Origin of the sequence: Marinobacter antarcticus, assembly GCF_900142385.1 — a bacterium.
Classification (GTDB): Bacteria; Pseudomonadota; Gammaproteobacteria; order Pseudomonadales; family Oleiphilaceae; genus Marinobacter; species Marinobacter antarcticus.
This window is the reverse complement of record NZ_FRAQ01000001.1, coordinates 1,787,681-1,813,518: the sequence shown is the minus strand read 5'-3', so window position 1 is coordinate 1,813,518 and position 25,838 is coordinate 1,787,681. Positions and strand designations below refer to the sequence as shown.

At 49.6% G+C, this 25,838-nt stretch carries 22 protein-coding genes and 1 pseudogene; 2 read left to right on the top strand and 21 right to left on the bottom strand.

Annotated features, from left to right (window positions below):
- Positions 1-92 precede the first annotated feature (92 nt).
- The gene (locus tag BUA49_RS08510) at positions 93-419 is read right to left on the bottom strand and encodes a DUF6160 family protein (protein ID WP_175547562.1); all 327 of its coding nucleotides are present in this window, start codon (positions 417-419) and stop codon (positions 93-95) included.
- A 277-nt stretch (positions 420-696) separates the two neighbouring features.
- Between BUA49_RS08510 and BUA49_RS08505 the strand changes: the two genes are divergently transcribed.
- Together BUA49_RS08505 and BUA49_RS08500 are read left to right on the top strand one after the other, a co-directional pair.
- Positions 697-1,728, top strand: coding sequence for a response regulator (locus BUA49_RS08505; protein WP_072796739.1), 1,032 nt, complete (start codon positions 697-699; stop codon positions 1,726-1,728).
- Between the two features lie 4 nt (positions 1,729-1,732).
- A complete protein-coding gene (locus tag BUA49_RS08500) occupies positions 1,733-2,689 on the top strand; it encodes a GGDEF domain-containing protein (RefSeq protein ID WP_072796738.1) in 957 nt (318 codons plus the stop codon).
- Positions 2,690-2,797: 108 nt separating this feature from the next.
- Here the strand turns inward: BUA49_RS08500 and BUA49_RS08495 are convergent, their stop codons facing one another.
- The 20 genes and pseudogenes from BUA49_RS08495 to BUA49_RS08400 form a co-directional block, all read right to left on the bottom strand.
- The gene (locus BUA49_RS08495) at positions 2,798-3,166 is read right to left on the bottom strand and encodes a histone-like nucleoid-structuring protein, MvaT/MvaU family (protein ID WP_072796737.1); all 369 of its coding nucleotides are present in this window, start codon (positions 3,164-3,166) and stop codon (positions 2,798-2,800) included.
- Between the two features lie 173 nt (positions 3,167-3,339).
- Positions 3,340-4,746 (bottom strand): MBL fold metallo-hydrolase RNA specificity domain-containing protein, encoded by a 1,407-nt coding sequence (locus tag BUA49_RS08490; RefSeq protein ID WP_072796736.1) that lies wholly within the window; start codon positions 4,744-4,746, stop codon positions 3,340-3,342.
- A 28-nt stretch (positions 4,747-4,774) separates the two neighbouring features.
- Positions 4,775-6,715, bottom strand: a complete 1,941-nt coding sequence (locus tag BUA49_RS08485) for a nucleoside-diphosphate sugar epimerase/dehydratase (RefSeq protein WP_072796735.1) — start codon at positions 6,713-6,715, stop codon at positions 4,775-4,777.
- Positions 6,708-7,892 carry a DegT/DnrJ/EryC1/StrS family aminotransferase gene (locus BUA49_RS08480; protein WP_072796734.1) on the bottom strand — a complete coding sequence of 395 codons (1,185 nt, stop codon included), beginning with the start codon at positions 7,890-7,892 and terminating at the stop codon, positions 6,708-6,710. The genes BUA49_RS08485 and BUA49_RS08480 overlap by 8 nt, the downstream gene beginning before the upstream one ends.
- Before the next feature lie 23 nt (positions 7,893-7,915).
- A complete protein-coding gene (locus tag BUA49_RS08475) occupies positions 7,916-8,566 on the bottom strand; it encodes an acetyltransferase (protein ID WP_175547561.1) in 651 nt (216 codons plus the stop codon).
- On the bottom strand, positions 8,566-9,162 hold the full coding sequence (locus BUA49_RS08470) for a sugar transferase (RefSeq protein WP_072796732.1): 597 nt from the start codon (positions 9,160-9,162) through the stop codon (positions 8,566-8,568). Before BUA49_RS08470 ends, BUA49_RS08475 begins: the two co-directional genes overlap by 1 nt.
- The gene (locus BUA49_RS08465) at positions 9,159-10,280 is read right to left on the bottom strand and encodes a glycosyltransferase family 4 protein (RefSeq protein ID WP_072796731.1); all 1,122 of its coding nucleotides are present in this window, start codon (positions 10,278-10,280) and stop codon (positions 9,159-9,161) included. The genes BUA49_RS08470 and BUA49_RS08465 overlap by 4 nt, the downstream gene beginning before the upstream one ends.
- The gene (gene tviB / locus BUA49_RS08460) at positions 10,280-11,542 is read right to left on the bottom strand and encodes a Vi polysaccharide biosynthesis UDP-N-acetylglucosamine C-6 dehydrogenase TviB (RefSeq protein ID WP_072796730.1); all 1,263 of its coding nucleotides are present in this window, start codon (positions 11,540-11,542) and stop codon (positions 10,280-10,282) included. The genes BUA49_RS08465 and tviB overlap by 1 nt, the downstream gene beginning before the upstream one ends.
- 50 nt (positions 11,543-11,592) lie before the next feature.
- Positions 11,593-12,615 (bottom strand): NAD-dependent epimerase/dehydratase family protein, encoded by a 1,023-nt coding sequence (locus tag BUA49_RS08455; protein ID WP_072796729.1) that lies wholly within the window; start codon positions 12,613-12,615, stop codon positions 11,593-11,595.
- 4 nt (positions 12,616-12,619) lie between these two features.
- Positions 12,620-13,783 (bottom strand): glycosyltransferase, encoded by a 1,164-nt coding sequence (locus BUA49_RS08450; RefSeq protein WP_072796728.1) that lies wholly within the window; start codon positions 13,781-13,783, stop codon positions 12,620-12,622.
- A complete protein-coding gene (gene wecB, locus BUA49_RS08445) occupies positions 13,776-14,909 on the bottom strand; it encodes a non-hydrolyzing UDP-N-acetylglucosamine 2-epimerase (RefSeq protein ID WP_072796727.1) in 1,134 nt (377 codons plus the stop codon). Before wecB ends, BUA49_RS08450 begins: the two co-directional genes overlap by 8 nt.
- 29 nt (positions 14,910-14,938) lie before the next feature.
- Positions 14,939-16,069 (bottom strand): UDP-2-acetamido-2,6-beta-L-arabino-hexul-4-ose reductase, encoded by a 1,131-nt coding sequence (gene wbjC, locus BUA49_RS08440; RefSeq protein WP_072796726.1) that lies wholly within the window; start codon positions 16,067-16,069, stop codon positions 14,939-14,941.
- A 3-nt stretch (positions 16,070-16,072) separates the two neighbouring features.
- A complete protein-coding gene (locus tag BUA49_RS08435; RefSeq protein WP_072796725.1) occupies positions 16,073-17,107 on the bottom strand; it encodes a polysaccharide biosynthesis protein in 1,035 nt (344 codons plus the stop codon).
- 345 nt (positions 17,108-17,452) lie between these two features.
- A pseudogene (locus BUA49_RS08430) lies at positions 17,453-18,397 on the bottom strand (IS5 family transposase).
- A gap of 594 nt (positions 18,398-18,991) precedes the next feature.
- On the bottom strand, positions 18,992-20,224 hold the full coding sequence (locus BUA49_RS08425; protein ID WP_072796724.1) for a glycosyltransferase family 4 protein: 1,233 nt from the start codon (positions 20,222-20,224) through the stop codon (positions 18,992-18,994).
- A 211-nt stretch (positions 20,225-20,435) separates the two neighbouring features.
- Complete coding sequence (locus BUA49_RS08420) at positions 20,436-21,470, bottom strand: EpsG family protein (protein ID WP_175547560.1); 1,035 nt, start codon at positions 21,468-21,470, stop codon at positions 20,436-20,438.
- A gap of 202 nt (positions 21,471-21,672) precedes the next feature.
- Entirely contained in the window at positions 21,673-23,097 is a 1,425-nt protein-coding gene (locus BUA49_RS08415) for a lipopolysaccharide biosynthesis protein (protein WP_072796722.1), read from the bottom strand.
- Positions 23,094-24,224: a dTDP-4-amino-4,6-dideoxygalactose transaminase gene (rffA, locus tag BUA49_RS08410; protein ID WP_072796721.1), complete on the bottom strand. Its 1,131-nt coding sequence runs from the start codon at positions 24,222-24,224 to the stop codon at positions 23,094-23,096. Before rffA ends, BUA49_RS08415 begins: the two co-directional genes overlap by 4 nt.
- Positions 24,221-24,784 (bottom strand): acyltransferase, encoded by a 564-nt coding sequence (locus BUA49_RS08405; RefSeq protein WP_072796720.1) that lies wholly within the window; start codon positions 24,782-24,784, stop codon positions 24,221-24,223. Before BUA49_RS08405 ends, rffA begins: the two co-directional genes overlap by 4 nt.
- Before the next feature lies 1 nt (position 24,785).
- Complete coding sequence (locus BUA49_RS08400) at positions 24,786-25,835, bottom strand: TDP-N-acetylfucosamine:lipid II N-acetylfucosaminyltransferase (protein WP_072796719.1); 1,050 nt, start codon at positions 25,833-25,835, stop codon at positions 24,786-24,788.
- Positions 25,836-25,838 lie beyond the last annotated feature (3 nt).

The window sequence follows — 25,838 nt, the reverse complement described above, 5'->3', positions numbered from 1 at the left end:
AGGCTCCAACGGGAAATAGGGTTATAACAGTTTACCCGATTCTAGCCCAGCGCTTGCGCTCAAGTACATGGATGCGATGCAACCTGCCAGTATCAGGCATTCAGAAAAGCTTGGTTCCCATGTCTGTCCGGTGGGTCTGCAAGCGTGATACCCCCGGATCGTGCGGTGAAATCCGAACCGCCATCAATCTCACCCATTCTCGCGTCATCAATATTCACACGGGTTTCTACATCCATGCTCAGAGTCATGCGGGTGAATTCGTGAGTCGCGCCGGTAATATTCTCAACCTGCAAAAAAGCCTGCCCGGTCACATCCCCCATGGCCGACTCGGAAATGGGCTGCAGTTCAGCCCGGGCAACGGGCGCCATGCCAAGGCAAAACATGATGAGAGCAGCGTATCCATACGCGTGGTGTCTCATAGCAATGTCTCTGATTAAGGGTTTACCACGGTCAGTTTTAATTTTACCGCTGCTTACAGGAAGCCTATACTTGCAATCCACATCTTCTTTTATTGCCACAATCTCACTATAGCGGAGACCACACAGGCTATAGAGTGAGCTCAGTCACAAACGCGGATAACAAACCGTTACACTTCGTCAGCAGTGAAGCCGCCCAATAAGGTGTCGTTTACGTGTACATATCTGAGCGTGCTGTTATGATAGATGAAACGTTATTCAATTCTTTTCGGCCACATTCATGACCACCCGTATCCTCATCTGCGACGATTCCGCGCTTGCCAGAAAACAAATGGCCCGGGCCCTGCCCACTGGCCTGGCCGATAAAATCCTGTTTGCCAATAATGGCCTGGAAGCGCTTGAGAAACTGCGCGCGCACGAGGCCGACCTGATGTTTCTGGATCTCAACATGCCAGAGATGGATGGCTATGAGGTTCTGGAGCGTGTGCTGGCCGAAGACCTGCCCATAATGACCATCGTGGTTTCCGGCGACATACAGCCCGAAGCCCGGGAGCGGGTACGCAAGCTTGGCGCTATCGATTTTATAAAAAAGCCTACAGACCTGGCGGTTGTCCTCAGCCTGCTTGCCGATTACGGCTTTTACCGCCCGGGGGATCTTGAAAGCGCTGCGCTGAGTGATGGTGAACTCAACTCCGGCGGCGAATCCCAGGCACAGGAAATCTCGGTTTCACTGAACGATTACCTGCAGGAAATTTCCAACGTCGCGATGGGGCGCTCATCAGACCTGCTTGCGCGGCTGTTGCGGGTATTCGTGAAGCAGCCCATCCCGAAAGTCGCTTTTATTGCCAACTCCGAACTCCACATGGCTATCTCTGCTGCCCACGACAGCGATACCTACTCTGCTGTGTGTCAGGGCTTCACCGGAGCGGGCATTGCCGGCGAGGCCCTGCTGCTGTTTGCTGACGCCAGCTTCCGGGAAATGGCCGAACTCCTCCACTACGAGAGGCTCGAGGGTGAATCTGTAAACGTGGAAGTGCTGATGGATATGTCGAGCATACTGTTCGGGGCCTTCCTCAAAGGCATTGGCGATCAGCTGGATTTAAAACTCAGCCTGGGCCATCCCAGCGTATTAGGCCAGCACCGGCAGATCGCAGAACTGCTCGATCATCAGAACTCCCGGGAAGAGCAACTCCTTTGCATTGAAATAAGCTACACGCTGGAGGAACGGGATATACAGTGCGACATGCTGATGCTGCTCACCGAAGATTCAGTGCCCTTCCTTGAACAACGTCTTCAATACCTGACGGACTGAAACCATGGCCATAGACGAACTTGAAGCGCAATCCTTCCACTGGCTTGTGGATATGCTGGAATCCGTTGAGGTTGGCCTGGTGGTGCTGGACCTGGAATTCCGGGTGCAGGCCTGGAATGGGTTTATGGAGAACCACAGCGGCATTACCGCCAGCAAAATCCGCAACCGGGTATTGTTTGAGCTGTTCCCCGATATTCCCGAAGCCTGGCTTACCCGCAAAGTGGATTCAGTAGCACTGCTGAACACCCGGGCCTTCACCTCCTGGGAGCAACGGCCCTACCTGTTCAAGTTTCGCAACACACGCCCCATCACCGGCACAGAAGACTACATGTTCCAGAACCTGACCATCAGCCCGCTTTCAGGCACTACCGGCCAGGTGGAGAAGATATGCCTCATGGTGTATGACGTAACCGATATTGCTTCCGGCAAGCGCGCTCTGGAGCGGGCAAATGAACAGCTCGCCAAACTCAGCATGACAGACCGCCTAACCGGCCTGCTGAACAGGGGTACCTGGGAAAACCTGGTGGACGCGGAATTCGAACGGTATCGCCGCTATAACCAGGCAACCAGCCTTGTGATGTTTGATATCGACTTCTTCAAAAAAGTAAACGATAACTACGGTCACCTGGCCGGCGATGAGGTAATCAAAGATACCGCCGCGACCACGAAAACAAATTTACGACAATCCGACAGTATCGGCCGTTATGGCGGCGAAGAATTTGGAATTGTATTACCGGAAACCGATGCCGAGGGCGCTCGCATAATATGTGAGCGAATACGAGAAAGCATTGAACATAGCGTAGTTCAGACTAGTGTTGCACCCATTCGTTATACGGTGAGTGTGGGCATTGCACAACTGGGCGACAAGCCTAAAAGCTATATGGAATGGTTGCAGCAGGCAGACAAAGCTTTGTATGCGGCAAAAAAAGGCGGAAGAAATCGTGTCGTCGTTTTTGAATAATTTTTTGAATAGCTTTTTTGAGTAGCGCTTTTGAGTAACTTTGGTTCAGACAAAAAAAGAGGCCAGATGCAATATGCATCTGGCCTCTTTTTTTCAATGCTCAACCGGTCAGTCTTGCTGCCAGCTTTGCACTGCTTCTTTACCGTGCTTTTCACGCCACTCGTTCAGAACCTTATGGTTACCGCCACGAGTTTTAACCACTTCGCCGGTATGCGGGTTCTTATAGGTTTTCATCGGGCGCTTGGCACGGGTGCCAGTGCTGCCTTCCGCTTTGGCTCCGGCAATGGAGGGATCAATAGCGGCCAGAATCTGAAGCACATGCTTCGGAGACTTGTCATATTCTTTCATCAACTCACGAATGCTGTTCTCAAACGCCAGTTCGTGCTTCAGAGCCTGATCCTGCTCCAGTTGATTAATCTCGTCTGCAAGCTTTTCCATAAGCTGCTTCTTCTGGTAATAATCGTTAATCTTTGCCATCGAATTAAAACCTTATCTTTTCTGTGGGTTCTAAAACTTAAACCGCGCTAATGAACTCATCGGCTCAAGGGCTTTCTCGAATCGTTGAGAATAATAAGTCATCGAGTTATATATGGCAAAGGTTATTCTTTTACCAGTTCTTAATTAAGCAAAAGAACTGATTAAATACTTTATTAATTGGGTATGAACACACATGGATAATCCATCTCAACAAGGCGCTGTTTAAACGCCAGCTTTGCAGACTCATCCCCATGCACAATACGAATCTCAGAGGGCTTCTTTGAAATACCTTCGATAAAACGGATCAAGTCTGACTGCCCTGCATGGGCAGAGTAACCACCCACCTGATGCACCTTGGCGCGTATATCAAACCGCTCACTATCCAGCTCTACCCAGCCGCCCCGCGGACCATACGTCAGAATGTCCCGCCCCGGTGTACCCGCCGCCTGATAACCTACAAACAACACATCGTTTCTGGCTTCACCCAGCATCGCTTTAAGATAATTAACCACCCTGCCCCCGGCACACATCCCGGAGCCCGCCAGCACCACACAAGGCCGATGAGAGCGAGCCAGATATGCCACCGCATTCAAGTGGTCCTCGTGGGAGCCAATCACCGTTAACTGCTCAAACGAAAGCGGGTGCCGGCCCTCTCGAACCCGATCAGCCGCTTCCGCATTCCAGAACGGCTTCAACTTGCGATAGATGCCCGTGAACTCCGCCGCCAGGGGTGAATCCACTACAATTTCCAATTCATCCCAAACCAGGCCATCCGCGACAGAATCGCTTCGGAACTCGTGTATCAGGCCTTCAATTTCATACAACAGCTCCTGAGTACGCCCGATACTGAACGCCGGAATCAACACCGTGCCGCCGTCCGCCAGCGCGTGCTCCAGAATGGCTTTCAGGTGATAGCGACGTGTTTCCCGGCTCTCATGATCCTTGTCGCCGTAGGTGCTTTCAATAACAAGGCGATCCGCGCGCTCCGGAGAAGCCGGCTGCTGCAACAAAGGCGCATGGGGCGCGCCCAAATCACCGCTGAACACCACGCGTTCGTGCTCATCTCCGGAAACCGCATCACACTCCACGTAAGCCGAACCCAGAATATGTCCCGCACGCTGAAAGCGAACGGAGAGCGAACTGCCCTGCTCCGCAAACACCTCGTGCCACTGCCCATAAGGCACAGGCACAAGCCGTGAACGGATCAGCCCAAGCACCCGCTCAATCAGTGCCCTGTCCCGGGTAAAACCGATCTTCAAAGCATCTTCCAGAATTTCCGGCAACATAATGGCGGAAGGTTCCGAACAGATAATCGGCCCCTCAAACCCCGCCGCCAACAAATACGGAATACGGCCAACGTGGTCAATGTGCACGTGAGTGACGACCAGGGCACGGATATGCGCTATGGGGAAATCAACCGAGAGATCAGAAGCACTGGCGCCGTCGCCTTTTTCCTGGCCCTGAAACAGACCGCAGTCAATCAGGATACCGGCGAAGGCGTTTGGTTCAGAACGGAGGTTAAGTTCATGGCAGGAGCCGGTGACGCCGGTGGTGGCGCCGTGGTGGGTTATATCTATCATGCACAACAGTCCTTGTTGTCAGCTTTAATCAAATAGGAAGCCGGTGTACTTTTCCAGTGCTCTCATGAGCGACGGTCAAATCATGGCCCCCATTGCACCATACAAGATCGGCCACACTCCCATTCGGTGTAAACCCGGTCGGCGCACTTTTCAGAGTTTCAACAATCTCGCGACAGTCAAACTCCTGGCTGGCCCGCGAAAGCTTACTTAACACCAATTCCAGATCGTCCCAAGCCATTGAAGCTTCTCGGGCCATCATAATTCGAGGGTGCGAAGTGCCCTGCGGGTCATCACCAATCAACAACTCCTCAAAGAGCTTTTCGCCTGGCCGCAGCCCCGTGAAGACCACCTCAATATCACCTTCCGGCTGATCCGGCGTTTTCTCCACAAGCCCCATCAGGTGAATCATCTTGCGAGCCAGATCCGCAATTTTCACCGGCTCACCCATATCCAATACAAACACCTCACCACCGCGCCCCATACTCCCGGCCTGCAGCACTAGCTGGCTCGCTTCAGGGATGGTCATGAAATAACGGATGATATCCTGGTGAGTAACAGTAATCGGCCCGCCATCGCGGATCTGATCACGGAACAGAGGCACAACCGAGCCGGAAGAGCCCAGCACATTGCCGAAACGAACCATCGAGAAAACCGTTTTGCTTTGCCGTTGCGCAAGGCCCTGCAACACCAACTCCGCCATACGCTTGCTGGCACCCATAACGTTGGTAGGGCGAACCGCTTTATCGGTAGAGATCAGAACAAACCGCTCAACCCCGGCTGCAATAGCCGCTTCCGCCGCGTGCAACGTGCCAAACGTATTGTTCTGGACGCCTTCAATCACATTGTGCTCAACCAGCGGCACGTGTTTATAAGCGGCGGCGTGATAAACCGTTTGGACACCAAAACTGCGCATCACCATCTCACACCGGCGGCGATGCACCACACTGCCAAGAAGGGGGTGGATCTCGACATCGAGCCCATCAATCCGATTAATAGCCTGCAACTCGCGCTCAATGGCGTACAGCGAAAATTCAGATTGCTCAAACAAAACCAGAACCCGCGGCCGATGCCGAATAATCTGCCGGCAAAGCTCGGAGCCAATAGACCCACCAGCACCGGTTACCATCACTGCCTTGTTATACAAACTGGCAGCAACCTGAGCGTTATCTGGCCGCACCGGATCACGGCCCAGCAGGTCTTCGATTTCCAGATCGCGGATGTCGTTAATCCGGGCCTGGCCTGCAACCAGCTCCGACATGGACGGGACTGTCTGAACCGGCAATTTCAGCGCTTCTAACCGATTAAGAAGCTGTCGACGATCGATCTGCTTATCGGCATCCAACGCCAACAGCAACCGTTTTACACCGTGAACGCGCACCGCCTCCTCAAGGTGACTCAAAGCAAGTACTGGCACCCCGGAAATCAGAGCTTTGTGGTTAGCGGGCAGTAAACCAATGAACACCACTGGGTGGTACTCCGTGCCCTGCTGCAGAGCCTTAGCCAGCTGAGCGCCGGTTTCACCCGCACCGACAATCGCCACCCACTCTTTGCCACGATTAGAGGTGTGATGCACCAGCATGCGAACACTCATTCGGCTACCGCCGACAAAAATAAACGCCAGTGCCGCATAAATTATTGGAACGGAACGTGGAACCAGAACCTGGAGGCTGTAGCCCAGAATGATCAGTAACAGAGCAGAAGAGCCGACGCCCATGATTATGGTAAGAAAGGCTCGGTCGCTCATGTAGCGGACAACGGCGCGGTAAAGGCCAAGGCGAACGAAAACGCCCAAGGTAAAAACGACCGTGAGCGCAGAGACCAGAAGCTGTCCCTGATTGGGTACCCATAGGCTCTGGTCTAGCCGCAGCGCGAAGGACGCCCAAAGGGCGAAGGAAAGGGCTACCGCGTCTACCGAAACAGAAACGAGACGTTTATGAAAACGTGATAGCTTCAGAAAGGATTTAAACATCCGCAGGCACCGCTTGTTTCATAACGCTTGCTAGAACATCGCAAGTTTTATGAATTTCTTCGTCGGTCAACGTTGGGTGAACTAAAAACATCAAACTGGTCTCTCCCAGTTCGTGGGCAACCGGCAGCGGTATTTCCGGTCGCCAAGCTGTTCCGTCAAATGCTTTCTCAAGATACACCTCAGAACAAGAACCAGAAAAGCAGGGAACACCTGCCTCTACAATTGCATTCTGAATGCGATCACGGCTCCATCCCTCTACCAACCGATTTGGTTCAACAAAAACATAGCACTTATAGGCAGCGTGCTCGATATCCGCGGGTACGTCCGGCACTCGCAAACCCGGCAAGTTACGGGCACAGTCCCAGATGGCGTTGGCGTTACGTTGCCGTGCTTTTCGCCATTCAGGCATGCGGGCAAGCTGGATACGCCCTATGACACCCTGCATCTCAGTCATGCGCCAGTTGGTGCCAAAGCTTTCGTGCAACCAACGAAACCCCGGCGGATGTTGGCGCTCATAAACAGCGCTCCAGCTCTTGCCATGATCTTTATACGACCACATACGCGACCACAAGTTACGATCATTACAGGTTACCGCACCGCCCTCACCTCCGGTGGTCATAATTTTGTCCTGGCAGAACGACCAGCAACCCACATGGCCGATGGAGCCAACAGCACGACCTTTGTACCTCGCACCGTGGGCTTGGGCACAATCCTCAATCACAAATAGATTGTGCTCACGGGCCACCGCAATGAGGGGGTCCATATCACAAGGCCAGCCGGCCAAGTGCACACAAATAATCGCCCGGGTGCGCTCGGTGAGCACCGCACTAACCGTTTCGGCTGTGATATTCTGTGAATCCGCGTCCACCTCCGCAAACACCGGCACCGCACCCGCCGTTACAATGCTGGAAACAGAAGCCAAAAACGTACGGGGCGTAACCACCACCTCATCACCAGGACCGATGCCCAGTCCTTTCAGGGCCAGGTCCAGCGCAAGAGTGCCGTTTGCCAGTGCAATGGCGTATTCAGAGTCCGCAAACTCCGCAAACTCGCGCTCAAACTCACGGCATTCCTGGCCTGTCCAGTAATTTACCTTATTGGAGAGCAGAACTTTGGAAACAGCGTTGGCCTCTTCTTCGGTGAAGGAGGGCCATGGAGAGAAAGGTCCGTTTAGCATGGTTACTCTGTTTGATTTCGGGTTTAAATGGAGTGAGTATCTTGATTTCGGGGTTCAACCACCTTCACCTTCGCAGGGTTGCCAACTACGGTTACGCCAGAGATCACATCCCTGGTCACCACAGCCCCCATCCCAACTACCGAAGCCTCGCCAACCGCAATCAATTGTCTTACCGAAGCGCAACTGCCAACCCAAGCTAGCGGGCCGAGCGTCACACCACCGGCCAACACAGCATTAGGGCTAATATGAGCGAAATTGCCGACCGCACAGTCATGCTCCACGACAGCGCCAGTATTTATAATCACACCGGCACCCACGGTGGCGCAGGCATTAACGACTGCATGCGCGAAGACTAAACTACCCTCATCTATAAACGCGTGAACACTTACCGTTGCTGACGGGTGAACAATCGTGGCCATTTTCCCGCCAGCCGCCACAAGCTCTGCTTGTTTTACTGAACGTATACGATTATTCCCAATGGCAACGACCACACCATCAAAATCCGTCAGTCTCCCAATCAACGCTTCAGTACTGCCTTCAACCGCCCACGGCCCGTTGACTTGAAGGCCAGGCCAGGCATCATCGAAAAAAACAACACTCTGCCATCCAGCGTGCTCTGCGGCATCAGCCACTACTTTACCGTGGCCGCTGGCTCCGAGAATGGCGAGGCGCATCAATCGTTGCTCCCGGTGAACCTGGACATCGTCACCTCCCCTTCACCACTAATCCCGTCCCGTACCAGCACTTTCTTGATAGTCAGGAACAGAATCTTCAAATCGAGCCAAAACGAACAATGATCTACATACCAGACATCCAGCTTGAACTTATCCTCCCAGGAAATCGCATTACGACCATTCACCTGGGCCCAACCGGTCACGCCAGGGCGGACGTCATGGCGGCGGTATTGTTCTTTTGAATAAAGCGGCAAATACTCCATTAACAATGGGCGGGGACCGACAAGGCTCATCTCGCCTTTCAGCACGTTCCAGAGTCCGGGCAGTTCGTCCAGACTGCTGGAGCGAAGGAATTGACCAAACGGAGTCATCCGTTCTGAGTCCGGCAATGGATTACCTTGGGCGTCCACCGCGTCACGCATGGTACGAAACTTCACCATCAGAAAAGGCTTTCCGTTTTTTCCTGGACGGATCTGACGGAATAAAACTGGCGAACCTAGTTTACGATGGATCAGCAGGGCGACAACAGCAATCACCGGAAGTAACGTCATAAGCGCCGCAAGCGATACCAGAAAATCAAAAATACGTTTGATCACTGAATCCCCATCCCACTCAACATGATTTCATTCACTTTATGAACGTCATACTTTTCTTCTGCAATCAGCCTCGAGCGCTCGCCCATCCGCGCGGCGAGCTGCGGCTCTTCTATAAACTGAACCATTGCGCTGGCCAGCTCGTCCACTGCCTGTACAGGCACCAGAAAGCCGTTGTCACCATCCACTACCGTTTCCCGACAACCGGGTGCGTCGGTGGTAATGACCGGCCGGCCCATGGCCATTGCCTCCAACACTGTGCGGGGGGTCCCCTCGCGGTACGACGGCAGCACATAGACATTGCTGCCAGCAATGGCCGGACGCACGTCGGCCAGTTTTCCAAGAAATTCCAGGGTGCCGGAGTTTACCCACTCATCCAGCTCGTGCTGGCCAATGGCATCGGGATTATCGTCAATCCAGCCCACCAGTTTAAAACTCACCTGAGGATGAGCCTGTCTCACCTTTCTGGCTGCCTTCGCGTACTCACGAACACCCTTGTCGCCTAACAGGCGAGCGATCAGAAGGAACGACGTATTCTCGGGTAACGGAACCACCAAATAATCAGCCACGTCCACGCCAGAGCCATTAACCACACAGGAGAGATTATCCAACGGTAGCAAATCAAGCTGCCGGAACAGCGCCTCGTCATCCGGGTTTTGGAAGAACACTTTATGGCATTTAGAGAGCCCGAACCGGTACAAACGCTGAATCAGCTTCCGCAGCAGACCTCGCTTACCCGAGGCTTCACCAGTAAAGGCATAACCAAGCCCCGTGACAAGTGAAAACCGGTTGGGAACACCCACCACCCACGCCGCGATAGAACCATAAATCACTGGTTTTATGGTATAGCCAAGCACATAATCCGGCCGAATTCGGCGCATCAATCGCCACAGCTCAGCCATGGTGCCCAAATCCGCAACCGGGTCGGTACCCGTGCGTTTGAGCCCTATTTCGTGCAGGGTAATACCCATCGCAACGAGCTCGTTCCGGATATCTTGCGCCCCGGATAAATCCGGCGCCGCGACATGAACCTCCAGCCCTTTTGCCAACAAGGCACGCAGCAACGGCCCGCGAAACTTGATGAGCGAATCAGGAAAACTAGCGATCAGTAGAAACGTCATCAGAGTCGCAAGTCCGCTTCACCTAACGGCAACAAACCTTTGAGGTCATAAAGTAAACCACCCGCCTTAAGATAGCCCCGCAGGTCATCAGCACTCATCAACGCATACTCTTTGTGGGGAACAGCCACAATAACACCGTCGTACTCGCCTTGCCCTGGCTGCTCGGTCAGGCTAATCCCATACTCGTGCTGCGCCTCGGTACTGTCTGCCCAGCAGTCGGTAATATCCACCTGGCAGCCAAAATCCTCTAGCTCTTTTACCACATCAATCACACGGGTATTACGCAGGTCCGGGCAGTTTTCCTTGAAAGCGAAGCCCATTATCAGCACCCGGGCTTTAGCTATAGTATGGCCGGCTTTGATCATGGCTTTTACCAGTTCAGACGCCACATAGGAACCCATACCGTCGTTCACCCGGCGGCCTGCGAGGATGACTTCCGGGTGGTAACCAATAGCCTGAGCTTTGTGGGTCAGGTAGTACGGGTCCACCCCAATACAATGGCCGCCAACCAGGCCAGGCTTGAACGGCAGAAAATTCCACTTGGTACCGGCCGCAGCCAACACTTCGTGGGTATCAATCCCCAGCCGGGCGAAGATCATCGCCAACTCATTTATCAACGCAATGTTCAGATCCCGCTGAGTGTTTTCAATCACCTTGGCAGCTTCCGCCACCTTAATAGAACTGGCTTTGTGAGTGCCCGCAGTAATAATCTCCGCATACAGGGCATCAACTTCGTTCGCAATGGCAGGGGTGGAGCCGGAAGTGACCTTCATAATCGTGGTCACCCGATGCTCCTTGTCTCCCGGATTGATTCGCTCGGGGCTGTAACCGGCGTAAAAATCCTCATTGAATTTCAAACCAGACACCCGCTCCAGCACAGGCACACACACTTCCTCTGTGGCACCGGGATAAACCGTGGATTCGTAAATTACAATATCGCCGGCTTTTAGCACCTTGCCCACGCTCTCACTGGCCTTCACCAGCGGCGTGAGATCCGGGGTTTTGAAATCATCTATCGGCGTAGGCACAGTCACAATGAACACCGTGCAGTCGGCAATATCATCTAGGCAATCGCTGAACGACAACTGAGGCGCCGCGGCCAATTCCTCGGGAGAAACTTCCCGGGTGAAGTCGTTGCCATTTTTAAGCTCGGCAATTCGCTTGGTGTTGACGTCAAAACCAACAACCAGTCGCTTCTCGCCAAAGGCAACAGCCAAGGGAAGACCTACATAGCCGAGACCTATGATTGCGATTTTCTTCATGAAACAGATCCGTTGATAAATTGAACAAGTGGTAACTGGGCGGAGTAAACTTAGCTTTTGCGGTCAAGATACCATGGCATCGCCTTGGCAATACCCTCCGCAATCCGATATTCCGGCGCATACCCCAGCTTGCTGGCTGCCTTGCTGATATCTGCCTGCGAATGCCGCACATCTCCCGGCCGAAAATCGCGGTACACCGGCTGTTTCTCGTTAACCACACCGTTTTCCGCCAAAGCCTCTTTCAGCGAATTGAACAAAATATTCAGGGTGGTGCGATCCCCAACTGCCACGTTGTATACCTCATTCTTAGCAGCTTCGTCGGCCGTCGCTGCGAGCAGATTGGCCTGAACGGCGTTTTCAATGAAACAAAAATCCCGGCTGGTTTCGCCATCGCCGTTGATGAATACATCCTCACCACTGACCATGGCTGCTGTCCACTTTGGGATTACCGCCGCATAGGCACCGTTCGGGTCCTGCCGTTTACCGAACACATTGAAATAACGTAGACCGATAGTTTTGAAGCCGTAGGTTGTAGCGAACACATCCGCATACAATTCGTTCACGTACTTGGTGACGGCGTAGGGGGACAGAGGCTTGCCGATATTCTCCTCAACCTTTGGCAGCGCCGGGTGATCGCCGTAGGTGGAGCTACTGGCAGCATATGTGAAGCTTTTCACGCTGGCATCACGAGCAGCTACCAGCATGTTCAGAAAGCCCGCGATATTGGCTGCATTTGTGGTGATGGGATCGTTGATGGAGCGTGGCACTGAGCCCAAAGCGGCTTGGTGCAGTACATAGTCCACACCCTCGCAGGCTTTTGCACAATCATCTTGGTTGCGAATGTCGCCTTCAATGAAGGTAAAGAGCGACCATTGTTCCGGGGTGACCAAGCTTTGAACTTCACCTAGATTGTGCTGATGGCCGGTGGCGAAGTTGTCCAACCCAATTACGTTTTGGTTTAGCTTGAGGAGATGTTCGAGAAGATTGGAGCCTATGAAGCCAGCGGTGCCAGTTATTAGCCACGTTTTTTGCGTCTCTTTAAGAAAGTAAATCAGGTTTTGATAAGTGCTCATTAATTCAACCAATTAGTTTGAGAAATTCATCAGAGTACACCTCTGGTGCAAAATATGATTCCGCTGTTTCCCTGGCACGCAGTCTCATGCATTCTCTATCATTATATTGCGAGCACCTTTTAATCACTTCAACCAAACTATCTATATCTGAGTTTGGACAGACAAATCCATTAAAACCATCTTTTAAATACCTACCAAGATCACTGGTAAGATTCGCTATAACCGGCGTCCCAACGGCCATACTCTCGACAAACTTAGTAGGAAATCCAGCCTGAATGCTACGCTTATCTGGTCGCAATATAATTGAATAGTCAGAAGTTCTTACCAAATTCATCGTATCCATGTGACTCAAAACACCATGACATTTTACAACCCTGCCTACAAAATCCGAGTTATTATCAGTTGATGGCAAGAAATCCACCAAACGATCTATTGGAACGCCCGCTATATGAAACTCGACCCTCTCACCTAGTGCATCGGCTTTAAAAACAGCAGCTATAATTGAAGAGAGGGCATCTTTACTACCCGGAGTTCCAGCATATACAAATTTAGTAGAGTTCTGATTACGATAGAGATCACTCGGGGAAATATTTATCAAATCCACTGTTGGCGGAACCTGCACAATATTTTTCACAGCTGGAGCGTAATATTTTCTCAAATAATCACTAATTACAATTAAACCATCGCACCTTTTAATTAAATATCGCATAGCCAATTCTATATTCAAATAATAGGGAGAAAAGAAACGAGCCATCAGGTTAGGCGGATCATACCATTCCACAACATCAAATATTATCTTAACTCCATTTTTCTTCGCCCAAGGAAGAAGCCTAAATAAATAGGGCGAGTATCCGCTATACAGGATTATTGACTCAGGCTTCTTATCAAGCGAATTCAGCCAATCAACTGTCACCTTTCCGGCAGAAAAGTACATCAGGTGCTTTAAAAGAGTCGGTAAATCTTCATGGCGCCGCTCATTTAGAGACACCACCGGAATTCCGTTGTATTTTTTATCAACCTCATCAGACATTTGGCCTGATGTTACAACAACATCATACCCCGCACTCTTAAGCGAAATACAATTCCCATAAATTCTTCTAGCAGCGGCACCACCGTCAGGAAAGGCATATGGCCCAACGTACACCACCAACTTCTGGCCATTAGTCATAACACTTCCAAACCGTCTGCATCACATAGTCACGATAACTGTGAATAATGCGAACAATCTTATCAGCTACATTTGGCATGCTGTAATCAGCCACCAATCGCAAGGTACGCTCATCGCCACGTCCCTGGCTTTCAAGAATCGCCAAACCCTGCAACACGCGCTCCTTGCTCAACCCCACCATCATGGCAGCAGTTTCTTCCATCCCTTCAGGGCGCTCATGAGCTTCACGAATGTTCAGTGCCGGGAAGTTGAGGATGGAGGCTTCTTCGTTAATGGTGCCGCTGTCCGACAGCACAGCCTTGGCGCTCAACTGCAGTTTGTTGTAATCCTTGAACCCCAGTGGCTTCAGCAAGCGTACATTCTCATGGAACTGCACACCCATGGCATCCACCCGCTTCTGGGTTCGAGGGTGGGTAGAAACAATCACCGGGTAGCCGTACTGCTCCGCCACGGCGTTCAGGGTGTCAACAAGGGCCAGGAAGTTCTTGTCAGAATCCACATTCTCTTCCCGGTGGGCACTGACCACAAAGAACTGCCCTTCCGTCAGACCCAAGCGCTCCAAAACATCGGAAGCGTCAATGCCCTCGCGGAAGTGGTTCAGCACTTCAAACATCGGGCTTCCGGTTTTGATTATCCGGTCTGGCGGCAGGCCTTCGCGCAGCAGGTAATCCCGGGCGATGGTGCTGTAGGTGAGGTTGATATCCGCGGTATGGTCCACAATGCGGCGGTTGATTTCCTCTGGCACTCGCATATCAAAGCAGCGGTTGCCGGCCTCCATATGGAAGGTCGGAATCTTGCGGCGTTTGGCGGGGATAACCGCCATACAACTGTTGGTATCGCCCAGTATCAGCAGGGCTTCCGGCTGAACTTCGGCCAGCACTTTATCAACCGCGATAATCACGTTGCCGATCGTTTCTGCACCAGTGACACCAGCGGCGTTCAGAAAATGATCCGGCTTGCGGATACCCAAGTCCTGGAAGAAAATTTCATTCAGTTCAAAATCGTAGTTCTGGCCAGTGTGAACCAGAATATGCTCGCAATGCTCATCCAATTTGGCCATTACCCGGGAAAGACGAATAATCTCCGGCCGGGTGCCAACCACGGTCATTACTTTCAACTTGTTCATATAATTACTCAACTATTCGTACTGGCGATTCAGGCTTCGGTGCCCACCGGGCAGGCAAAGGTATCCGGGCGTTCACGGTCGAAAATCTCGTTAGCCCAGAGCATGCAGACCAACTCGTTGTCACCCTCGTTGGTGATATCGTGAGTCCAGCCCGGAACGGTTTCCACAATCTCCGGCTTGTCACCGGAGGTGTGCAGTTCATAGAACTCGTCGGTCAGCATGTGGCGGAAACGGAAGCAGGCCTCGCCTTTGATCACCAGGAACTTTTCAGTTTTGGAGTGGTGGTAATGGCCGCCACGGGTAACACCGGGGTGGGCGGTGAAAAACGAAAACTGGCCGGCATCCGGGGTTTTCAGCATTTCCACGAACACACCGCGCTCATCCCCATGCTGGGGCACGGTATAGGTGAAGTTCTCCGGTGGCAGGTAACTCACATAGGTGGAATACAGGGCGCGAGTCAAGCCTGTGCCTACAGGCTCGGTAATCAGGTTGTTCCGGGTAGCTTTGAAGCGCTGCAACTGTTCCGACAATTCGCCCACAGCAATCTGATAAACCGGCTCTACGTCAACAAAGGGTGTAGCCTGTGCAGCACCCTCCAGCAAGCTAATAAAGCTGGCTACCACGTCATCAATGTAAACCAGCTGAATCACTGCACTCGGATTATTAATCTGCACCGGCAAATTCCGGGCGATATTATGGCAGAACGTAGCCACCGCCGAGTTGTAATTGGGCCGCGCCCATTTACCGAACACATTCGGAAGGCGATAGATGTAAACCGGGCAGCCTGTCGATTGGTTCAGATCCAGCAGGGCATCTTCCGCTGCACGCTTGCTGGCGCCGTAGTCGTTATCCCGCTCCACCTGAATGGAGGAGGTATAAACCACCGAAATTTTGCGGCCGGATTCTTTCACCGCATTGCTCAAAGCCTGAGTTAGCCCGGCATTGCCGGTAATGAATTCAGAAGGGTCTTCCGGGCGGTTAATGCCCGCCAGATGAAACACCCAATCCACGCCTTTCAGCAGACCGGGAAAATCCGCCTCAGTGTGCTCGCGGGTGAACGGCACTATCTCCAAACTGCTCTCCATGCCACCCAGCTCAAGCAAATGCAGCTGCAGATTCTTACCGATAAAACCGTTAGCGCCGGTTACCAGTACACGCATGGTTCAATCCTCCGTGTTGAGGTATTCACCCCGTTCCAGGGCTCCAATGAAATCCAGCTTGCGCAACAAGGTTTGCATACCGGCTACATCCAGGCGTTCGGTGTTATGGGAATTGTAATCCTCGGTGTGAGAGATCTTCTCCTCACCCTGCTCCACAAACTTGCCGTAGTTCAAATCCCGCAGATCGGGCGGCACCTGGTAATAGCCGCCCAAGTCTTGCGCACAGGCCATTTCCTCACGACTAAGCAGAGCTTCAAACAGCTTCTCGCCGTGGCGAGTACCGATTACGTTAATGGGGTGATCCCGCTTACCCATCATGTCGGTAAGCGCCCGCGCCAGGGTTTCGATCGTGGCGGCGGGAGCCTTCTGCACGAACAAGTCACCATTGGAGCCATGTTCAAAGGCATAAAGCACCAGATCTACTGCGTCCGCCAGAGTCATCATGAAGCGGGTCATATTCGGATCAGTAATGGTCAAGGCTTGATCGGCACGAATCTGATCCACGAACAGGGGAATAACGGAACCGCGAGACGCCATCACGTTGCCATAGCGGGTACCGCAAATAACGGTTTTCTCCGGATCCACATTGCGAGACTTGGCCACCATCACCTTTTCCATCATGGCTTTGGATATACCCATGGCGTTGATGGGGTATACAGCTTTATCTGTGCTTAAGCAGACCACACGCTTTACTTCGTTCTGTATTGCCGCTTCGAGGACGTTTTCGGTACCGAGGATATTGGTTTTGACGGCTTCCATAGGGTGGAATTCACAGGAGGGCACTTGCTTCAGCGCTGCAGCGTGAAAGATGAAGTCCACACCTCGAGTAGCATTCAGAATGCTCTGATAATCGCGCACATCGCCAATGTAGAACTTGAGCTTAGGATTGGCATACCGCTTGCGCATGTCGTCCTGTTTTTTCTCGTCCCGGCTAAAAATTCGAATTTCTTCGATGTCTGTGTCCAGAAAACGTTTTAGGACGGCGTTTCCGAAAGACCCAGTGCCGCCAGTGAGCAGCAGCTTATTGTCACTAAACATTATATTTTCCTTTAATCACCAAAAACAAACATCGTTATGCTCGAAACTTATAATTTTGTCATTCTGACAACTATTCCACTTTCATTAGTTATTGAAAACCGTGACTTTCAACTCCAAGTGCAACACTCAGTTAATACCTCCGGTCGGTGCGCACGCGCAGCTTTATAAAATTTCCAGTGATGCTTGAAAACTAGGGAGGGTCTGATTAACGCCTGATTTGTCGTTGAATCGCTTTTCAATTCCAAAAAAAAGCCATTCACACTCGATTTGGGTGCAATCCTCCTCTCTTTTTGTTCGTTTTTTGCCCGCTTCCCGCCATTTTGGCGGAATTCAGGCGCACTGGCCCTACTCCAGCAGGTATTTTTCACCCATCAGCAAGTTGCGGAACGCGGCCAGCAAGTGCAGTCGGTTACTGTTTTTAGCCAGGCCGCGATAGCGCACTTTGCTGTAGCCAAAAACTTGCTTGATATACCGGAATGGGTGTTCCACTTTGGCCCGGGCGCTGGCTTTAAGCTTTTCGGCTTTCAACTTACGGTCGTCCAATTTCTTGCGAGAGCCAGGACGCTTGGCAACGAACCAGGATACATTTTTACGATCTTTATGCTCATCCCGCTTTTGAATTCCAAGATAACCGGCACCACCGAACACGCGCTGCTCATCGCCGTGGAGAAGGTTACCGGCGGGCACAATGTCGTGGACGTTAGCTGCCGTGGTATCAATGCTGTGGATCAGGCCGAGCATGTCATCGACGCCGATGTGCATTTTCATGCCAAAGCACCACTGATTTCCTTTTCGGGTCTGGTGCATCTCGGGATCGCGTTGGCCACTTTCATTCTTCGTGGAGCTTGGTGCAGAAATGATGGAAGCATCCACAATGCTGCCTTCGCGCAGCATCAGACCGTTCTTCTCCAAATGCTTGTTCACTTCTTTGAACAACACCTTGCTGAGGCCGTGACACTCCAGAAAATGGCGGAACTTGAGAATGGTGGTGTCATCCGGCAAGCGATCCAGATTCAAATCGGCAAAGTGCCGCATGGATGCGATTTCGTAGAGGGCGTCTTCCATGGCCGGGTCGCTGAGGTTTTAGAACAGCTGCATACAGTGGACTCGCAGCATCGTGGGCAGCGGATACGGTGGTCGGCCAGTCTGGCCCTTGGGGTAATATCGGGCTACCTTCTTCTCAAGCTGCTTCCAGGGAATCAGCTTGTCCATCCGCTCCAGAAAGATCTCGCGGCGAGTCTTGCGCTTCTTGGTCTGGTACTCGGCTTCGGAGAAGGTAATCTGATCCATGGTGGTGACGAATCTTATACAGTTGACGATGGCCGTATTATCGCTGACTTTGGAGACTTATTTAGAGTCTCCCTAGTCGTTTTCAAAGCCGAGAGTTGCATTGGAATACGATGGCGCCCAAGTCGCCTTGGATCAGCTCGGCCAGGCCCACACTCTTGGGTATAATTACCGCAGGTATCTTCGCTAATCGAACGATGCCAAGGACTTGTGCGGGTCGGCATTGTAGATAGTTGGGCTGCCTCTCTGAGTCATTTCAGTGTTACGTATCGAGCATTTGATCGCAGGTAAAGCCCTGACGTATTGGCAGAGGCCCTTGATTGACCGTCGCCCTAGAGCCTTGAACAACTGCTATAGTTGTGGTTCAAGGCAATCTTAGCAGGAATACGAGCCACTAATTCGCTCGACAAGTGTACCGACGGTCGAAGGGGGGGCGACCCTCAAGCCAGTCGACTTGGGAAAGATCTCGAACCAAACTGGGATTAAATAGCGTCAGAAGGAAGTCGAGAGCAGCCTGCGCTTCGTCACTAGGAAGGCGATACGCCTTAGCAAAATATATTTCACGAGATAAATGATGCAGGCTTATTTTTGAACTTATTAGCAAGGCTCGTTAAAGTGATCCCAATTAATATTTCCGTTCAAGAGATGGTCATAAACCGACTTAACTTCTTCGACGTGAGCCTCTATGCTAAAAAACTTCTGGGCTTTATCTCGCCCAGAAAGACCATACTTAACTGCAATCGGTTTATTATCAGCCAAGAAATTAATAGCGTCCGCAAGGTTTTTAGGGCTTGAAACATCAACCAAAATCCCATCTACATTATTACAAACAATCTCACTCATCCCTTCAATATCTGAAGCAACCACAGGCTTACCTCGAGAAAACGCCTCTATAATTGGTCTTGAAAAATGCTCAACAGTAAAAGGACTAATCAAAATATCTGCATCATCAATTAATTTATTTGGATCTTTAACTATACCAACAAAATCCACGCACTCATATTTTATAGTCTCAAAGAGAATCTTGTAGTCGGATCTTCTTATCAAAAAATCAATTTTATTAGCACCTCTGAACTCTTTATGAAGCAAGTCATCTACGAACCCATAACCACCAGCCAACTGGACAATAATATTTTTATTTAAATACTTAACAGCTTCGGCCACAACTCTAAAACCTTTAGCTTTTGCCATCCCCCCTAAGTAAACAACTCTATATGGAGCAGAACCGGAAAATGGAACTCGGTATTCCTCAGGTATATCCACCGAATTATAAATAGTGACCGACTTACTTTCAAGACAAAGTCTTTTCCGATTATCGTTGCTTATGCATATAAAAACATCTACCGTAGAGTTCAATATTTTTCGAACGAGACCCGTCCTCAGCCCAAAATATCCTCTCGACTCAAAAGGATCACGATTGTGACAAACAACAGGGATATTTCTTTTCTTCGCTGCATAAGCCCAAGAAGAAAGAACATCTGAGTTCAAGTGAATCAAATCTGGCTTATACTTTTCTATATACTCGGGAGCTATAAACAAGGCGTTATGAATCCAATCTTTAAATATGAAAAAATACCGATAAAATTTAAACCAAGATATAAAGCTTTTTTTATGGTGAGATAAATAATTCTTGGCTCGCCCGACGACATCTACTTTTATGCCACTATCTTCGAATAAATCAACAGCCGCACTGTGTTGCTGAAACACTACTGAAGCTTTATAGGTGTTGCTCGGCAAACTTTTAACCAAGTTCAACAAGCTTTTTGGTGCGCCACCGATACCATGCCCATGGTGAACGTACAATATTTTAACTTTATCCTGCCCTGTCATTATGCATAATTCCTTATCGTATCCCATTGACACTTTAGTTTTCTATATGTGAATTCCCACAAGTGTCTTATGAGTCAAAATCGGGCACCGCCCTAATAGTTTTTAAGGCAGCCTAATTTCCCCAGCACGAATAAATTTTAAGTCAGCGCTAGCTAGTGCTTCAACATTACTCCGTCGGTGACACCCAACTACGAAAACTTATAACCAACATCTACCTAGTCTTACTTTCATAAAATAATGTATAAGGTATGAGAGTATAATTTCTGGCCTCAGAAGAAACGCTTTCGTTATACCTAACCCTTTCACGCTCCCCATATATACTCATAGTGCTTGAGATATAAAACCAAAACGACAAGCCAAGAATAGAAGCCAAGTACATAAAACCTGATTTTCTTGAAACCCCAGATGAATCATGCTGACACAGCTTATAAATTAAAACTGCAAAGACCATCAAATAAAGTCTTGACGCATACTCAAAAAACATAACGGAGCAAAAAATTGCAATGAAATAAAACGTTGTAAAAAATATATCAACGCGAATTGACTCAACTAAAAACAATGAAAAAACAATACTTACTGAAAAAAATATCGCAACAATGGAAAGGTCAAAACCAGAAAATGAAAGCAAACCATAAATAAGCATCTTGTTAATCAAATAATCTGAAAACAACAGATAAAAATAAGCAAAAAAAACACCAAGGCAAAGATACACAGCTATTTTCTTTAAAACTGACAACCTCAAAGAGATAATAAAAATTGGAATAAAGACAAGTGCAGAAAAGTGAGAAAGAATTGATAACAAAAAAACGACATGTGCCGACGTCACTTTCCCCCTATCCAGCAGTGACAATGAATACAAAAAAAACAAGAGCGCCAAGGAAGCTCTTAATATATTAAAATGATAGTCAAAGAAATATATCAATAGATAAAAAAAAAGAAATATATATTTTCGAGACAACGATGCAAAAACCTTCGAAAGAAGGAAAGTCTGAATAAATGAAACTATAACAAGAAAAAAAGTGAAGCTCCCGAAAACATTGCTAACCATATAGGCTATAAAATAGAAAACAGGCTCCTTCTGAAAGATATGTATCCAAGATCGCCAGCCATCAAAAACTTCATTAAAATAATACTGGTAAGAATATGTATCGATACCAGTATCACCACGAAAACCTGGAATAACAAATACTATAAAAAAAATTATATAGATAAAAAAATTTGAGTGTTTCTTTAAATTTGCAGCCATAAATATAAGGCCTGCAAATAGAAATTGTAACGAAAGATAAAACACCATAAATAATAACTCAAAAAATGGTATTAAAAATTCAGTGTAGATCGACATGATCTAGACTTTTCGGACAAGCTCTATCTTCTGGCCTGAATTTTTGGGCTACTTTATTTAGCTTTGTCCGGGCTGATTAATTATTTTCTTTAGAAACCTCATAAGATTACTGTCGAACCCACCTACTTACTTTATTCCTAAAAAACCCAATCACCTCTCGAACTTCACCCCTAAAAATAACAACCCAACTTCCTAACACCAACACCCAGAACCCTACCATCCAGCAACCCAACACCTCACCCCAAAGGGTAAACACTACGGCACCAGAAACCGAGATCATTGTGTAGGTATACATCAACACCCTCGGTATTGATTTCCACACGTATATCGAGAACTCAGTTCTCAACACAAAGAAAACCCAAAAGGAAACGCAGGTGCTCACTGCTGCGCCAGCGGCACCATAAATCGGTATCAACCACCAATTACCGGCCAGATTGACAGCAAACGCGATGCCGGCCGCTAACATGGAAAAAGAACTTCGCCTAGAGATGCCTATGCCTACTACGGTGGTTTCAGACAACGTGTAAAGCAATGGAAAACCAATGCAGGACACTACAATCCACTGCACGGCTGCGTAGTTAGCCGGGAGGAACAAGGTGACGGTCCATGAGAGCAGGCCTGCCAACGAAAACCCAAGCACCACCAGCGCCAGTATGTAGCGGCTTACCTTGTGGACTTTTTCCAGCCCCTGTCCGGTGCTGGCCCATTTATACACTGTAGGGGCCCAAACGACGGAAAATACGCTTTGAAGTATTGCCGCCGCCCCCGCAAAACTGACCGCTATCGAATAGACTCCCAATTCCTCGAAACTCGCAAGGGTACGCAAGAATACCTTGTCTATGGCTGTAAGCCCCCAGAAAGCGAGCCCACCCAGTATCAGCGGCATGCCAAACTGGAGCATGCTCTTGAGCTGATTAATGTCCAGCTTGCTGGAAATACCTGCCAGCCACTCCGCACGGGTGTTCCATCCATAGATTGCACAAACAAAGGTGATGGAAGTAACGTTGGCTAGGACCAGGTTGGTCAGGCTCTTATCCACGCCTATGGCCACGTAGCTGCCAATAATCGCCAATAAAAGTAGTTTGGGAAGCAGCTGGCTCATAGAAAATGCCAAACCACGCTCGTTCATCCGCAATACAAGAGACAAAAAGCGGGAAATATAGCTAACCATGAGTGCGAGCCCGACAAGAACACTCAGATGCCAATGCGGCACATCAAACAGCCAGTCTGCAAGAGACCCGCCAAATGATAAGAGTACAAGAACGGTAATTAGCAACAGAATCAAGCCCGGTAGCATTGCTCGTTTTAGTAATGCCGGCTTGTTTTCCGCCTCGTGAAACTCCCTTACATAGGACTGGTCCAAGCCAAGACTGAACAACAGAATGCTGAATCCAAGAGTTACTTGAAGCATAGCCATGCGCCCCACATCTTCCTGAGAGAAAAACCAGGTAATGACGGGTAGCGAGATGAGACCGAGTACTGCGCCTCCTATAGGGCCTATGGCGAAAGCGGCTATTTGTTTGGGGGTCACTTATAGAACTCGAGAATCGCTTCCACAACCTTCTGCTGAGCCGCCTGCTCGATCCCGAACCACAATGGCAGCCTGACCAGCCTCTCACTGCCACTAGTTGTGTAGTAATCCTGACCACAGAAGCGGCCAAAGGAACGCCCTGCTTTTGCCGTATGCAAGGGCACGTAATGAAACACAGCCTGAATACCCCGGCTCTTCAAGTGTTCCAGCAACGCTGTACGCTCTTCCAGGTCGGAAGCTTTCAGGTAAAACATATGCGCGTTGTGTGTGCAATCAACAGGAATTTCAGCCAATTCAAATCGGCTCTTGTCAGCCAGAGGCTTTAGTTGCTGATAATAATAATTCCATGCAACCAAGCGTGCATCGTTGATTTTATTTACGTTTTCCAGCTGCCCCCAAAGATATGCTGCTTGCAACTCGCTCGGCAGGTAACTACTACCGATATCGACCCACTGGTACTTATCAACCATGCCACGGAAGAATTGGCTGCGGTTGGTTCCCTTCTCCCGAATAATCTCTGCTCGCTCTGCAAACCTTTCATTATTGATGATCAGCAAGCCACCTTCACCGCCACTAGTGTAGTTCTTGGTTTCGTGAAAACTGAACGTTCCCATATGGCCAATCGTGCCCAATGCTTGCCCTTTATAACTGCTCATCATGCCTTGGGCAGCATCTTCGATGACATACAGTTTGTGGCGTTCCGCTATCGCCATAATGGCATCCATCTCGCAGCCTACACCTGCGTAGTGAACTGGTACGATGGCGCGCGTTTTGGGCGTAATTGCAGCCTCAATCAGACCTTCGTCGATATTCATGGTATCAGGCCGAATATCCACGAATACAATTTTTGCGCCCCGCAGCACGAACGCATTCGCAGTACTGACGAAGGTGTAACTGGGCATAATTACTTCATCTCCCGGCTGAATGCCTATAAGCATAGCAGCCAACTCCAGAGCAGCAGTGCATGACGGAGTGAGAAGCGCTTTACTGGCGGGAAGTTTTTTCTCAAACCAGCTCTGGCATTTTTTCCCGAAGGGGCCATCGCCGGAAAGCTTTTGGCTAGTCAATGCCTGCTTAATGAATTTCTCTTCGACTCCAGTGTATGGCGGAACGTTGAATGGAATCATTCTTGCTGCTCTTTAACAAATTGTGCTTCTAGAGCTAGGAGATCTCTTTTACGATCTTTGATTCGGCGAGCGGGATTGCCAGAGTATATACCCCAAGGTTGTGTACTTTTGTTTACCAAGGTCATGGCACCAACAGAACAACCGTCGGCAAGGTCTACCCCCGGGAACACGATAGAGCTTGCGCCAATAATGACATGCCGCCCAATATAGACGGCAGCTTTGCGCTCCCTTTTGTACTTATCACCTACCGTCGGATTTGTGAGTGTCCCGCCTGAATAATCATCTGACTGGGAAAACACTTGAACACCGTAGGCAAGTCCGGAAAAGTCTGCCATTGTTATGCCTACGTCGCCCCCCGCAACTAAGCAAAAAGGGGCAATATGAACATAGCTTCCAATCTTAATTCGTCCTGAAATCACACAAAAATCATCAATCCGCGAGTGATCACCAATTTCAATCGTTTCAGGATTGTAAATACTCGCTCTATCGCTGACTTTTACGTTTTCACCTAAGGCCTTAAACCCCATGCCCATTAGTACTTCTTTGGTCAGATAGGCCATACTATCCCTCGAAGATATCTGTAAGTTGGTTCATCAGCGTTTCCCTTGAGAAATACGACTGCACAATTCGGGAGTTCTCTTGTGCCGCTTCACTGTCTATTTGTCTCAGCGTTAACCCTGCTACATCGTTCAGAGTTATTCCCAATCCGCTCAAAAACCGCCAATGGTTAACATCGCTCTGCATGAATACGGTCTTACCCATACCCAGAAGAGTGATCGTATTCCCCATAGCTTGCTGCCGCTGGTGATTAAAAATGGCGAGATCCAAACTTTTCAAAAATTCCAGATACTGATCAAACGCAATAAAATCAGTAAGAGGCACAAACTTCTCTCCAAACCACTCTCTACCCTGACTAATGACCTTTTTGGCGTGGCCTTGATCTCCATAAGACAGCGGCACAAATATCTTGATATCTTGATCTTTGTATGGGACTAGGAACTCCAAGGCTTGAATATGATTATTACTTGGATCTGCGGAGTTTCCTAGTAATATACGTAGGCTATTTCTGTCGGTTTTCTTAGAGCCCGTGGAAATGATGGTCCGCTCTACCACGTTGCTGAGGTACATTAAACACTCGTGGTGGACACCTTTTGCGCCATACCACTTGCGTGCTAGATCAACATCGCCATTTATATAAGTAATCAAATGACCAATTCGCTGGATAACAAAACGTCGAATGACTTCTTTAGTCCGTGAACGCCAGGCGTTGTTTGCTCTGGCATATTGATAGAGATCGCCACCCCAGATAACCCAATAGCACTTCGGTAACACCCATGGACATAGTGCAAGAATCAACACAACCCTGATATCAAAGAGACCGTGTAATATGATTTTGCGGGCAGAATGACACTGTAATATGAGTTTGGCATAGGCGCGCAGTTTGGCCCAAAAGCCCTTACTGCAAACATAGACGGACTCACTTACTTCTACCGGGTACTTTTCAATCGAGCCCGTAAACCAGAATTGGTGAGCCTCCTCTCCAAAACCCTCGTTGATGAGTTTAATGAATGGAGGAATAAACTTGTCTAGCACTGCAACATGTAAAATCACAAA